General features: G+C 61.5%; 17 protein-coding genes. 8 read left to right on the top strand and 9 right to left on the bottom strand.

The genetic code is table 11. From position 1 onward, the window contains the following. Window positions 1-31: 31 nt before the first annotated feature. Window positions 32-718 (bottom strand): GntR family transcriptional regulator, encoded by a 687-nt coding sequence (locus BH682_RS17160; protein WP_003941581.1) that lies wholly within the window; start codon window positions 716-718, stop codon window positions 32-34. 128 nt (window positions 719-846) lie between these two features. On the opposite strand from BH682_RS17160, the gene BH682_RS17155 reads away from it, so the two are divergent. The 3 genes from BH682_RS17155 to BH682_RS17145 are packed head-to-tail and all read left to right on the top strand — an operon-like array spanning window position 847 to window position 3,765. Next, on the top strand, window positions 847-1,767 hold the full coding sequence (locus tag BH682_RS17155) for a sulfurtransferase (RefSeq protein WP_075833457.1): 921 nt from the start codon (window positions 847-849) through the stop codon (window positions 1,765-1,767). Between the two features lie 43 nt (window positions 1,768-1,810). Next, window positions 1,811-2,656 (top strand): hydroxyethylthiazole kinase, encoded by an 846-nt coding sequence (gene thiM, locus BH682_RS17150; RefSeq protein WP_075835340.1) that lies wholly within the window; start codon window positions 1,811-1,813, stop codon window positions 2,654-2,656. Then, window positions 2,656-3,765 (top strand): LLM class flavin-dependent oxidoreductase, encoded by a 1,110-nt coding sequence (locus tag BH682_RS17145; protein WP_007735443.1) that lies wholly within the window; start codon window positions 2,656-2,658, stop codon window positions 3,763-3,765. The genes thiM and BH682_RS17145 overlap by 1 nt, the downstream gene beginning before the upstream one ends. On the opposite strand, the gene BH682_RS17140 is transcribed toward BH682_RS17145, so the two are convergent. Both BH682_RS17140 and BH682_RS17135 read right to left on the bottom strand, forming a co-directional pair. Next, window positions 3,758-4,108, bottom strand: coding sequence for an inorganic pyrophosphatase (locus BH682_RS17140; RefSeq protein ID WP_042445785.1), 351 nt, complete (start codon window positions 4,106-4,108; stop codon window positions 3,758-3,760). The genes BH682_RS17145 and BH682_RS17140 overlap by 8 nt on opposite strands. 2 nt (window positions 4,109-4,110) lie before the next feature. Beyond that, window positions 4,111-4,890, bottom strand: a complete 780-nt coding sequence (locus BH682_RS17135; protein WP_223304497.1) for a helix-turn-helix domain-containing protein — start codon at window positions 4,888-4,890, stop codon at window positions 4,111-4,113. 56 nt (window positions 4,891-4,946) lie between these two features. Here BH682_RS17135 and BH682_RS17130 point away from each other — a divergent pair, with 56 nt between their 5' ends. Next, on the top strand, window positions 4,947-5,339 hold the full coding sequence (locus tag BH682_RS17130; RefSeq protein WP_003941628.1) for a VOC family protein: 393 nt from the start codon (window positions 4,947-4,949) through the stop codon (window positions 5,337-5,339). Window positions 5,340-5,411: 72 nt separating this feature from the next. Here BH682_RS17130 and BH682_RS17125 read toward each other — a convergent pair whose 3' ends face one another. From BH682_RS17125 to BH682_RS17105, 5 genes are all read right to left on the bottom strand, one after another. After that, window positions 5,412-6,455 (bottom strand): alpha/beta hydrolase, encoded by a 1,044-nt coding sequence (locus BH682_RS17125; RefSeq protein WP_172827113.1) that lies wholly within the window; start codon window positions 6,453-6,455, stop codon window positions 5,412-5,414. Window positions 6,456-6,606: 151 nt separating this feature from the next. Continuing rightward, window positions 6,607-6,945, bottom strand: coding sequence for a DUF3349 domain-containing protein (locus BH682_RS17120; RefSeq protein WP_042445790.1), 339 nt, complete (start codon window positions 6,943-6,945; stop codon window positions 6,607-6,609). Between the two features lie 11 nt (window positions 6,946-6,956). Continuing rightward, on the bottom strand, window positions 6,957-7,283 hold the full coding sequence (locus BH682_RS17115) for a DUF3349 domain-containing protein (RefSeq protein ID WP_003941653.1): 327 nt from the start codon (window positions 7,281-7,283) through the stop codon (window positions 6,957-6,959). A gap of 34 nt (window positions 7,284-7,317) precedes the next feature. Continuing rightward, window positions 7,318-7,599 carry a hypothetical protein gene (locus BH682_RS17110; protein WP_003941641.1) on the bottom strand — a complete coding sequence of 94 codons (282 nt, stop codon included), beginning with the start codon at window positions 7,597-7,599 and terminating at the stop codon, window positions 7,318-7,320. 14 nt (window positions 7,600-7,613) lie between these two features. After that, window positions 7,614-8,801 (bottom strand): inorganic phosphate transporter, encoded by a 1,188-nt coding sequence (locus BH682_RS17105; protein WP_003941590.1) that lies wholly within the window; start codon window positions 8,799-8,801, stop codon window positions 7,614-7,616. A gap of 187 nt (window positions 8,802-8,988) precedes the next feature. Here BH682_RS17105 and BH682_RS17100 point away from each other — a divergent pair, with 187 nt between their 5' ends. The 3 genes from BH682_RS17100 (at window position 8,989) to BH682_RS17090 (ending at window position 10,577) form a co-directional block, all read left to right on the top strand. Continuing rightward, window positions 8,989-9,384, top strand: a complete 396-nt coding sequence (locus BH682_RS17100) for a PPOX class F420-dependent oxidoreductase (protein ID WP_042445944.1) — start codon at window positions 8,989-8,991, stop codon at window positions 9,382-9,384. Between the two features lie 96 nt (window positions 9,385-9,480). Beyond that, window positions 9,481-9,939: a DUF5994 family protein gene (locus BH682_RS17095; protein ID WP_003941615.1), complete on the top strand. Its 459-nt coding sequence runs from the start codon at window positions 9,481-9,483 to the stop codon at window positions 9,937-9,939. A 320-nt stretch (window positions 9,940-10,259) separates the two neighbouring features. Next, window positions 10,260-10,577, top strand: a complete 318-nt coding sequence (locus tag BH682_RS17090; protein WP_223304498.1) for a hypothetical protein — start codon at window positions 10,260-10,262, stop codon at window positions 10,575-10,577. Between the two features lie 42 nt (window positions 10,578-10,619). Here BH682_RS17090 and BH682_RS17085 read toward each other — a convergent pair whose 3' ends face one another. Further along, complete coding sequence (locus tag BH682_RS17085) at window positions 10,620-11,561, bottom strand: alpha/beta fold hydrolase (protein WP_054826291.1); 942 nt, start codon at window positions 11,559-11,561, stop codon at window positions 10,620-10,622. 110 nt (window positions 11,562-11,671) lie between these two features. On the opposite strand from BH682_RS17085, the gene BH682_RS17080 reads away from it, so the two are divergent. Continuing rightward, window positions 11,672-12,637, top strand: coding sequence for a helix-turn-helix transcriptional regulator (locus tag BH682_RS17080; RefSeq protein ID WP_075833455.1), 966 nt, complete (start codon window positions 11,672-11,674; stop codon window positions 12,635-12,637). Window positions 12,638-12,673 lie beyond the last annotated feature (36 nt).

The raw sequence follows: 12,673 nt of genomic DNA, 5'->3' as shown, positions 1-12,673 counted from the left end.
GTCAGTGTGCAGAAATCTGGGCTGTCTGAAGTCAGCGGCTGGCGAACATCCTTATTCGTTGGTCGCGGCTGCGCTCGAGATGGTTGCGCATGTGACCACGTGCGGACGATTCGTCCCGGGCGCGGATGGCGTTCAGGATCTCTTGATGCTCCGAATTGAGCAGGTCAGGTTCGCCGTAGTTCGACGGCGGGCCGCTGTCGTAGATTCGCAATTGGGTGGTGAGGCGGATCAGCAATGAGGTGATCGTGGAATTGTGGGCGGCCTGCCAGAGGGCCTCGTGAAACTTGAAGTTTCCGGCACGAACCTCGGTGCCTTCTGTTGCAGTGCAGCAGAACTCGTGCAATCCGTCCAGGCGGGCAAGGTCGAGATCGCTGTGGCGGAGTGCGGCGGCGCCGGCGGCTTCCGATTCGAGGGCAACCCGCGCTGCGTAGATTTCGATGACGTCCTCGGGTGTGCCGGAACGGACACGAAAACCGCGGGCGGCTCGTTCGAGTAGACCGTCGTGCGCGAGCCAGTTGAGTGCCTCGCGGATCGGGGTACGCGATGCGCCGTACGATTCGCACAATTGAGTCTCGTGCAGCGGAGAGCCCTGGGGAAACTTGCCGGCCAGGATGTCGGCTCGCAGGCGCAGGTACTGCCGCGAGGTCTGATCGGACCGGCCCAGCGCAGCCTCCGGCACCAGCAGATCGGTGGTGCTCGTATCGGCGTCGAGATCCATGTGTCCTCATTCCTGTGCATGCAAGTAGAGCGCGTTCGATTATGCCATCGGCGACGAGTGAGTACTTGCGTATACGCTAGTACTCATTTAGGTTCGTGCTTGTTCGTTTCCGAGGGAGAGGGTCTGAAGTGGCTGGAGAGACCGCGTCGCCGCTGGTGAGTGCTGCTGAACTCGACGCGATGCTGCGCGAGGGAGGCGTCGCTGTGCTCGACGCGACGGTTCATTTTCCTCCCGCGCGATTCGACGGCGACTATCGCCCGGAGTCCGGGTACGACGGCTGGGTTTCCTCGCACATCCCGGGTTCCCGACACGTCGACCTCATGGACGTCTTTTCCGAAAGGGAAGCGGCGCTGCATTTCACACGCCCGTCAACGGAGCAGTTGATGTCCGATCTCCAATCCAGTGGTATCGAACCGGGTGCGACAATCGTGATCTACGACCAGGGTTCGACCACTTGGGCATCACGGCTCTGGTGGGTGTTTCGCAACGCCGGCATCGAAGCAAGGGTCCTCGACGGTGGCCTCGCCGAATGGACTCGATGCGGCTTCGCCCTCGCGAGCGGCGACGACGTCACCCACACGTCGGCGTCGAAGCGTTGGAGTGTGACGGACCTCGGCCTGTGGGTCGATCTACCTCGCGTTGCCTCACTGTCCTCAGGAGAAGAAGCCGGAACGCTGGTGTGCGCGCTGGCGCCTGAGCAGTACGAGGGAACGGAGAAGACGCGATATTCGCGACGCGGACATATTCCGTCAAGTGTGAATCTGTCTGCGAAGGGTCTTCTCGACGCCAATGCCCGGATCCTTCCGGCGGACGATGTTCGGTCGAAATCTGCTGACGTTCTACCAGTCGTCGCTGAACCTGTCGTGATCTATTGCGGCGGTGGAGTTTCGGCGTGCCTGACAGCACTCGCACTGATCCGCGGCGGCTATGAGGACGTCAAGGTCTATGACGGTTCGTTGGAGGAATGGACTGCAGATCCGACTTTGCCGATGGTTGTCGGCGGTGAGCCCGGCGGCGCGCTTGCGGATGTTCGATGTCCGCGGTCCTGAATCGCCGCAGTCCTCAATTACCTCCCGTCCTGAAGGAATTCTCATGTCTGACACTGTCTCTGTCGAAACCGTCGCGTCGGCGATCGACGCACTCCGCGATCAGGTACCGCTCGTCCAGTCGCTGACCAACATCGTTTCTGCGAACTTCTTGACCAATGTTCTGCTCGCCGCCGGCGCAAGCAACGCTCACATCGACAACGTCCACGAAGCGGGTGGGTTCGCTGCCATCGCCGGGGGAGTGCTCGTCAACCTCGGAACGCCGGACGACGGGACAGCCGAAGCTTTCCTGATAGCAGCAGAAGCGGCCCGAACTGCCGGTACGCCATGGGTTTTGGATCCCGTCGGTGTCGGCGGACTACCCTGGCGGAGCGGTATCGCTGTGGATCTGCTGCGCTTTCACCCCAGCGCCATCCGCGGGAACGCATCGGAGATCATCGCTCTGGCCGGACTCGGCGGTGACACCCGCGGCGTCGACAGTGCCTCCGATTCCGCCGACGCGGTGCCCGCCGCTCTGTCACTCTTGAAGCATGCCGATGCCGTGTCGGCATCCGGACCGGTCGACTACATCGTCGGCCGCGATGCGGGCGGTGGCACCCGGGGCGTCCGAGTCTCCGGCGGCAGCGCTCTGTTGCCGCGCGTGACCAGTACCGGTTGCTCTCTGGGAGGCCTGGTCGCTGCCTACCTCGCCGTGACGCCGACCGCGCTGGACGGATTGGTTGCCGCGCATACGCATGTTGCCGTGGCATCGGAGATCGCCGAGGAAAATGCCTCAGGTCCTGGTTCTTTCGCGGTCGCGTACCTCGACGCGCTCTACAACGTGAATGCGGACACCATCCGCTCACGTGCCCGAATCGAATCGTTCGACCTGCCGGCTGGAGTGCAGAACTGATGGGCATCAAGACATTCTGGTATCTCACCCAGGCCGACGGGGACTACCCGTGGAGCCCCGGTGGGCTGTTCCCCGTGGACGGGGCCAGGCAGATCGAGCTCGCGAAGACCATCGACGACGGCGGATTCGAAGGTGCGCTTGTTGCCACCTGGCCGAACGATCCGTTCATCTCGGCGACGTGGGCGGCAGCGCACACCACGCGCATGAAGTTCCTCGTCGCTGTCTACGCGAACATGACGCCGGCGCGACTGCTGGCGGAGAAGGCATTGACTTTCGACGCCTTCAGCGGCGGCCGACTGTTGATCAACTCGGTCAACGGACGCGAGAACATCCTGACCAAGTACGACATGAACGTGCCCCACGACGAGCGTTACGAGTTGGGGGAGCAGTACTGGGCGGACTTCCGCCGCATCTACGCCGAAGGCACGGAGTCGAACTTTCCCAACACACCACTGCGTATCGATGCGCCCGCTGGGCATCAGGTTCCGCTGTGGGGTACCGGTGATTCGCCTGCAGGCCTGGCGAATTCAGGCAAGGTGCTCGACACCTACTTGGCGATGCTGCGCGAGACTTCGTTCATCGAAGACAAATTCTCTGCCGCACGGGCGGCGGCGGAGGCAGCCGGGCGCGAGTTCACCGACTTCGGTGCGCTCACCGGTGTGATCGTTCGCCCCACCAAGGCGCAGGCGCACGACCGGTTCCGTTCGTTGTTCGAGAAGACGGGCGTCGAGCAGATCGCTCATGTCTTGGACAACGCAGTGCGTCGTCGTACTCAGGGGAAGCAAGACCTCAAGACCTTCACCGCCCGCGACGCTCAGCGACAGGGTTGGGCGGACAAGATTGCCTCCGGCCGACTTCCGGAACCGGAGGAGTTGTACGTCGGTGACGGGCTGTACGCGGGTATCACGGCGTGGTCACCCCTCGACATCTTCGGCACCGGGTCATCGGCCGTGTACTACGTCGGCGATCCGGATTCGATCACGGACTCGGTACGCACGCTTCGCAGCCGAACCGGTTTGACTGCACTGATCCTGGCAGGTTGGCCTCTGATCGAGGAAGCGAAGTGGGTTGCGGAGCATCTTGTTCCGCGATTCGACGAACTCAGCTGACGGCGCGCCGCAAGACAGTGGCACCGAGACCTAGAACGTCACGGAGAAATATTGTGGCAGTGTCGATTTCAGGCGCAGTACATTCGAGAAGGATCTTGACTTCCACGTCCTTCTTGACGATGTCGGCAACAACGGCCACGGCGACAACACCGTTGCCGACGGCCGAGCCTCGGAACAGATCGATCCCGTCGCCGTCCGCGCTGACCGTGCCGTCGAGATAGCCGTAGTCGAGCGGATAGATCGCATCGGGGTACCGCGGGTGTGCCGACCCTCGGGGGCGATCGATCACGACAGCTGACGTGGCAGCCAGGTGATCGAGGGCGGCGAACAGTTCTTCGCTCATCGTTACCGGTGCTCACGCAGTAGCTGAGTCGGTGTCAGACCTGCCAGTGCACGCGTATCGCGTGCGAGGTGGGCTTGGTCGGCGTAGCCGGCGCGACCGGCCAGCGACGACAGCGTGAGTTTTGCGCCGCGGCTGAGAGTCAACACGTCCTGCATTCGTTGCACCTTCTGAATCAGTTTGGGGGACAGCCCGACCGCTGACGTGATCGATCGTCTGAAATGACGTTCGGAAACACCGAGGTCTGCAGCAATCTCTCGTATCGGCGTGGAAGGGGAGGAGATGAGCGCGGAGTAACCACGCTCGATTCCGTGGTCGGGTTCCAGTCCGCGCCACAACTGGCCCAGTAGGTGAGCGTCGACTGCCTCGTGGCTCAGGGCGTCGGCAAGTACCCGCGCTTGTCTGGAAGTGAGGATGTCGTCGAAGGCGATCTTCGAATCCTGCACCGCGTCGGCAGCTGTGCCGAGCAGGCTCCGCAGAGCCGGTGGATTGATCCGGATGCCCCACATGGTTGTACCGGCGGCGACCGAAACCAGATCGGCACCGGTGGCAGGTCCGACGAGCCACGACTTTCCGGTGCTGTCGACGATGAAGTCGGCGCAGAGATCGGGAAGAATCCGCTTTGCTTCCGTGGGCGTATGGGCTTCGCTGGTGCTTTTCCACGTGCAACTGAAGAGGCCGGCCGAACCGGTGATCCGAGTCTCGACATAGGTGTGGCCGTTTTGTTCAAGACTCGACGCTACCGTCCGACTACCGTCGAGAGCGAGGGTGTCAGTGCCGGTCATCAGATCATCGTCACACACTCGCCGATCACTTCTCGACCCGAAACAGGAGAAATACCGTGTCCGTCTCTCCGAGACTCGATCTCGTCGGAATCGTCACCAACGATCTCGCGCGTTCCCTCGCGTTCTACCGAACCCTCGGGCTCGACATTCCGGAAACACCCGCTGACGCTCCGCATGTGGAGTTCACTTTCGACGGTGGGCTTCGGCTGGCCTGGGACGCGCTGTCCACCATCGCGAGCTTCGATCCGGACTTCGCTGTCGGGGAAGGTCGACACCCCGTCGCTTTGGCCTTCGATTTCGGGACTCCCGCCGCAGTAGACGAGGCGTATCAGCGCATGACAGCCGACTTCCCCGGGCACAAGGCGCCCTTCGACGCCGTATGGGGGCAGCGTTACGCCGTTCTTCTCGATCCCGACGGCAATACCGTGGATCTCTTTGCCGCGCTCTGAATTCGAACGACGCAGGCCCCGAACGAATATCGGTCGGGGCCTGCGGTTGTCGGTGATCGAGTCGTTGTCAGTTCACCAAGCGTTCAGGGTGTCGAGGATCTGGCCTCGGGCCTTCCACAGTTCTGCACCCCAGTACGGCCACGAATGAGTGCCGTTGGCCGGGAAGCTGTACGTTGCCGGAATTCCCAGGGAGTTCATGCGCAGTTGGAATGCCCGTGAGTTCATCAAGGCAAGGGCCTCGAGCCCGATGGCACTACCGGTATTCACGAAGTCGACGGGCCGACGCGGTTGATCGAACTGCCCGGGCAGGCCGCTCGCAGCGGATATGTACAGCGAGAGCCCAGCCAGTTCGGGTGCAAACACGAAGGGATCGTTGCGGAGCCAAGCGGGGTTCCACGGCGGTCCCCACATTGCATCGACATTGAAGGACCCGGCGCTGACCATGGCCACCCGGATCGCCTCACGCATGCCTGGAGCTGAGATGTTGAGGTATCCCGAGAGCGAACCGGCGAACTTGAACTGATCGCGGTGGTAGGCGGCTAGCGTCAGTGCCGCGCTGCCACCCATGGACAGTCCGAGCACGCCGTTGTTGGTTCGGGAGACGCCGCGCGATTCCAGATAGGCGGGAAGTTCCTGGGTGAGGAAGGTTTCCCATTTGTACGTGACCGGCTGGCGATTCAAATTGCTGTTCGCATACCAGTCGGAGTAAAAGCTGGACTGCCCGCCGACCGGCATGACCAGGGTGACGTTGTCGCCGCGATACTGCTCGAGAGCGTTGGTCTCGAAACTCCATGCGTTTCGGTCGTCGCGTGCTCGTAGGCCATCGAGAAGATAGAGCGCCGCGTTGCCGCCGCGCGAAGCCCACTGGATCTGAACCTTGATCGGTCCCATCGACGAGTCGACGAACACTTCCTCGTAGCCACCGGCCGGGGCGGTACGCGCGGGCGCTGCGGTCGCTACCGATCCGCTGATCAGGCCTGCGGTCAGGGGGAGTGCGAGTGCTGTCGCTGCGAGGCCCAGGATCCGACGCTTGATTCGTTTCGAAATACGGTTTCTCGAAAGATCCGGGTTCGAAATATCTGGGTTCTTCGCCAAATCTGTGTGAGCCTCGTGCATGTATCACTCCCGCCCCAAAGGTGCTTGCACACCGAAATCCGACCGAGCCCCCCGAGGCGCGGAATTCCTTATGACACTAAGTGGTCTGTATTGACCTCGACGGCACCGTTACCGGTTCGTTATCAAACTGGTCCGATTTACCGTAATGCCGTCAGGCGTCGTCGACCGGAGGTTGTGCCACGATTTGCCAACCTCCACGAATCAGGTGTTCACGTACCCGAGCGACGTCCGATTCGTGCGGAATATCGTCGGTGACCTTGGTGATGAGGACGCCGATGTCGATCGGATCGACCGAACCGGGAAAGTCCATCGGATCGACCGGAAGCGGAAAGCCGGCGACGAGATCGTCAGCAAGAACGGCGATCTCGTCGTCGGACAGTTGTCGCCGGAGCAGGGCCATCAAAGGGACGTAGTCCTGCTCCGGCACACCGTTCGGATACCCGGCACGCAGCCAGCCGAGTATCGAAGCCAGAAGTGGTGGAAGACTCAACGAATCGAGCTTCAGTGGTTGTCGAGATCAGCGAGGGGCCACCCGGCGGCAGCAAGGACGGAGGCAACGCGCGCGATGTCCTCGTCCGAGGGAGTCTGGCTCGTCAGATCGGCGATCTGAGCGCTGATCTCGTCGCTCGAGATCACCTGGTCGCTGTTGACGTCGCTCAGTTCTGCGAGTGCAGCGCCGATGGCAATGTCTCGAATTTGCGCGTCCGAGAGTTTGCGTCGTAGCAATGCGACCAGCGGAATGCGGTCCTTGGGCGGTATGCCTTCGGGGTAGCCGGCGCGAAGCCAGTCAAGAATGGATTGAGGAAGGGATGGAGTCGGTGCAGTCACGGTGATGTCTTTCCGCTCGTGAGGGTGCACGGGATCAGAAGATCTCGATGCCGAATGTGTGGCTGAGGAAGCCCTGCATGATGAAGAGGATTCCGGTGACGATCGCGATGAGCACGACCGCGAAGCACACCACTGCGCCTGCCACGGCCAACGGACTGCGAGCCGCGACGGCAGTGCTCCCGCCGCCACTGCCACGTTGTCCGGCGTCGAGCGACTTCAGGCCGATTGCGAAGATCGCCGGTAGTCCGGCGCCCAGCAGGAGGCCGACCAGTACGACCTGCCAGAGCGAGTCGACGGTGTTTTTCAAGATATCCATGTCGATTCCCTCTTTCAGGCTTTGACGTCGGTGGTGACGCGGGCGTCCGGACCGGGGACCTCTGCGGGTACCAGGCCGCCGTCCCACTCGGCGTTGACGTTGCTCGGATCGATGGGCTCCTTGCGGGAGCGCAGGTACATCCAGCCGGCCAACGCGATGAGCACGGCGAAGACGACCAGGACACCGGGCAGGCCGCCGACGATGTTGGCCAGTCCCCAGCACAGAGCGCCGACGATTGCAGCGGACGGAAGAGTGATCAACCAGGCGACCGCCATACGTCCGGCTACGCCCCAACGAACTTCGGCGCCCTTGCGTCCCAGACCGGTTCCCATGATGGAACCCGTCGCCACATGGGTGGTGGAGAGCGGAAGGCCGAGGTGGCTGGAGGTGAGAATGATTGCAGCAGAGGATGCTTCGGCTGCCATGCCTTGTGGTGCGGCAATCTCGACAAGTCCCTTGCCGAGAGTGCGGATGACTCGCCAACCGCCGAGGTAGGTTCCGGCAGCGATCGCGAGCGCACAGGTGAGCTTGACCCAGAACGGCATGTCCGCGTCGGCGGAAATGGTTCCGTGGGCGACCAGGGCGAGGAAGATGACGCCCATGGTCTTCTGAGCGTCGTTGGTGCCGTGTGCGAGGGAAACGAGTGAAGCCGAACCGATCTGGCCGAGTCGGAAACCTTTGTCCTTGGTTTCTTCTCCGACGTTGGAGGTGATGCGGTAGATGAGCCAGGTGCCGGCCGCGGCAACCAAGCCGGCCACGACGGGAGCGAGAACTGCGGGGATGACAACCTTGCTGAGGACGCCGCTCCAGGCGACACCGCTCATTCCGAGGGACGCGATGGCGGCGCCGATCAGTCCGCCGAACAGCGCGTGTGAGGAACTCGAGGGGATGCCGAGCAACCACGTTGCCAGGTTCCAGATGATGCCGCCGACAAGGCCGGCGAAGACGATGGTGAGCAGCGCTTGGCCACCCACATTTCCGAGGTTCACCACGCCCTTGGCCACGGTGGCAGCAACCTCTACCGAGAGGAAAGCTCCGACCAGGTTCAAGGAAGCAGACAGAGCGACTGCCACCTTGGGCTTGAGGGCGCCGGTTGCAATCGACGTGGCCATAGCGTTGCCAGTGTCATGAAAACCGTTGGTGAAGTCGAACCCCAGAGCGGTTACGACGACGACGAGGAGAACGATGAGTTCCGCATTCACGAGAAGTCATGTTCCAACACCTCCGGGCCTCAAATCGACCTCAGACGTGGTCGTTCCGCGACATTTCCACCACTCGGCACCTGTTGTTCACCTTCGTCCGAATAATTGTCCGTTTTGAAACTCCTGGGGTAGAGAAAATTCATTCGCGTGCATGGTCGTGGAGGTTGTGGAGGCATACGCTCGTCTCATGTCCCTGGGCGAAGAGAAGACGATCTCGGTCACCACATTCCGTAAGAGCGGTGACGGCGTAGCCACGCCGACGTGGGTCGTGCCTCTGCCTGACGGACGTATCGGCTTCTGGACTTCCTCGAAATCGGGTAAGGCCAAGCGGCTGCGAAACAACCCACGCGTCACCGTAGTGCCGTGCAACAACCGCGGAAAGGTTGCCGACGGTGCGTCGCCGGTCACCGGGACCGCTCAGTTGGTGAGCGGTGGAGCTGAATTCGACGAGATCCGCAGCAAAGTCAAAGCGAAATACGGTGTGATGGTGCCTATTTCGAAATTCTTCAACACCCTCGGTCACATCGGTAATGGTCCGTTCCCGTACGGCGACACCGGCGTGATCATTTCCGTCGATGCGTAGTCGGGATTGCGTAGCGGAGTAGTCTGAAGGTATGGAACCCACGACCGGGCACCTCTGCCTGACGGTTCCACGAATCCTCCGTCAAGGAGCCTCGTCATGGCGCACATCAGCACTCTCGACTATGCAATGGAAGCGCCGCAGCGCCATGTCGGGCAACCTTTCCCGTCGCCGACGCGGACTCCGCGATTCCTGCTTCGTGGGCAAGGTGCCGTCAAGGCATCGGTTGACGGCGCGTGGTTCCCGTGGACCACGAACGTCACGGCGGAGCTTCACGATCTGATATCCGCACTTTCGCTGAGGTTGGGGCCGATCGCGCGGGTTGCGTTCGACTGGAACACGATCAGCAGCGCGCAGCGTCGTATCGACGAGGTCGACGGACTGGAAGTGCGGGGTCCGTACCCTGGCCAGCCCCACGATTTGATGTATCTCGACGACATCTATGGTCGTCAACTCGTTCTGATGATGATTCCGCCGTACACGGATCCGGACCGCGCGTACGAGATCATGCGGCGGTTGGTTGATCCTGGCCGCAGCGAAACCTATCGGGTGCAGTGAGATCTTTCTGACGTGCGGGGGTCGAATCTCGCGATTCCTGAACATGCGTCCAGTTTGTCTGGTTTGATGGTTCTCGTAACCACGATCTCAGGCGCATTCCCTCAGGTCAGCGCTTGGGCGCGGCAGCTTGACTCCCTGCCGTGTCGTCGGTCCGGCATGTCCACCACCCTCCCACTGTGCGTGAGCGCCGGACCAGAGGAAGCCCCGCCCTCCCCACGGGGGTGGGGCTTCTACTCTGTTCGGGCTGAGCGGCGTTCGCATCGCCGAATCCGCCCGCTTGTTCGGCAGTTCGGGACGCCCTGGCCCGTAGCATCGCCACCGTGAACATTTCCCTACTCGGTGCGGCTGGGCTTCATGACTGCGCCGACAGTGGAATGGACTGCATGGACGGATTCGAAGCATTCTTTCTTCTGTACGGCGGCGGATTCATTCTCGCCTTGATTTGGCTTTCCCTGTGTCTTGTCGGAACGGCCGATGTGGTTTCTGTGTCCGGGCGAGTCGGTGTGTGGCGCGCTGTCGCCTTCTCTGTCGGGATTTGGCTTGTGCCCATCGTCGGGTTGAGTGCATGGTTTGTTTACCGACGCTCTCGCCAAATCTCGAAGAAGGTCGGTCAGGATCAAGCCCCCTACTGGACTTGAATGAGACTGACATTTTCACTGAGACCGCACCTAGCCTTGAAACTATGTGGCATCCTGCCGCTGCAGCCAGTTCAAGATCGCTTGGTTGGTCTCTTCGGGTCTTTCTTGTTGGATCCAGTGACCGCAATCGAGATTGACTACTTCCACATTGGGCACGAACTCTGTCAGGTTCTCAGCTCTCGCGATCGCGTCACGGTCGCCGTAGATCATGAGTGTGGGCTGTTGGATGATCGGGTCCACCTCCGCCAGCAGATGCCAGTTGCGGTCAAGGTTCCTGTACCAGTTCACACTGCCCGTGAATCCTGTCGATTCGAAGGCGGAGACGAAAACGGCCAATTCTCTATCGCTCATCAGGGGCTCACCGAGTGGTGTCTCTGCTTTGGCGAGATCGATCAGCGCCATACCCGGCTGAGGTTCCCTGAGGGGTTCGTTCTTCCGGTACAGGTTGCGGAGGAACCGGAAGGTGTTGTCTTCGAACACCGCGTCCGCGACGCCCGGCTGTCGATTGAAATGGACGAAGTAGAAATCACCGCCAAGCACGGCTTCCATGAACTCAATCCACGGCTGCTCTCCGCGATCCTGGTAGGGCAGGCTCAGGTTGATCACTTTGTTTACCCGGTCCGGGTGCAACAGGGTAAGGCCCCACACGACAAAGGCACCCCAATCGTGACCGACAAAGGTGGCATCGTCGTAGCCGTAGTGATCGAGAAGTGCGATGAGATCACCCGCCAAATGTTCGATGTCATAGTCCGTCACTTCGGTCGGACGTGACGAATTGCCGTAGCCGCGTTGGTTCGGGACGATGACGTGGTAGCCCGCCTCGACAAGGGCGGGCACCTGGTATCGCCAGGAATAGGCGTGCTCTGGCCATCCGTGACACAACACGATGGGTTTCCCGGCATTGTGTCGCCCTGCTTCGAAGACTTCAAGTTCCACGCCGTTCACTGGGATGAGGACGGGCCTGGGGAAGTCGGATGGATTCACGGATGCTCCTTTGAGTCGAGTACCGATCTCGTGTCTGGATCGACCGGTTGCTCCGACGATAGGGAGCATCGTGGACACATAAAGTCCTAGATCGCTGGCAATCTGAAGAAATGCGGAACGATCCCACAGGCCGAGCACTGCAACTGCTCTCGCTCCTTCAGACCCATCGCTTCTGGCACTGTGCCGAACTTGCCGCACGACTCGATGTCACGCAGCGGACGGTACGTCGCGACATCGATCGCCTACGCGACCTCGGCTATCCGGTCGATTCCACGTCCGGAAAATACGGGGGCTACCGACTTGCAACGGGGGCGCACGTGCCGCCCCTGATCCTCGACGATGACGAGTCCGTGGCCGTAGCCGTCGGACTGCGCTACGCCGCCGAGGCCGCCATCGGCGGCATCGAAGAAACGTCGCTGCGCGCGCTGACGAAGATCGAAACACTCCTGCCCCATCGACTTCGCCGACGTGTGTCGGCATTGCATTCGAGCGTCAGTTCCATACGGCGGGCAGATGACGACATCGTCGATCCCGAAGCACTCAGTGTGCTCGCTGCGGCATGTCGTGACCACGAGCACGTTCGTTTCGACTACCGGCGAGGTGATGGCGAGAGCAGCAGACGGCTCGTCGAGCCGCACCGCCTTGTCACGGCGGGACGTCGTTGGTATCTCGTAGCATGGGACCACCATCGTTCGGATTGGCGAACATTTCGACTGGACCGGCTCTCGGAGCCCTGGCTGGCAGGCAGTCATTTCACGCCACGCGAGATCCCGGGCGGTGACGCGGCAGGCTTCGTCGCGAGATCAGTCGGCTCGCCACCCCGTCACCACGATGCAAAACTTGCCATCGAAGCCACGTTCGCCGACCTCGAGGGCGTACTCAGATGGATTGACCACACACCGATCGAGGTGGCAGCGGACCGCTGCCTTGTCCAGATCCGCAGCGAAGATCTCGGCAGGCTCGCCATGACGGTTGCGCGCATTGCGCTCACCGCCCCAGTGGTCGTCATCGAACCAACCGAGCTTGCCGACACCGTCAGTCGGCTCGCCCTTCACCTCAGGGTCTCGCCACCATGACAGTCAGAAGAGGATTGCGCGACAAGACCATTCACG

This window comes from Rhodococcus sp. YL-1, from assembly GCF_001942025.1.
GTDB classification, from domain to species: Bacteria; Actinomycetota; Actinomycetes; order Mycobacteriales; family Mycobacteriaceae; genus Rhodococcus_F; species Rhodococcus_F qingshengii.
The sequence above is the reverse complement of the archived record's forward strand: the minus strand, read 5'-3'. Positions and strand labels throughout refer to the sequence as shown.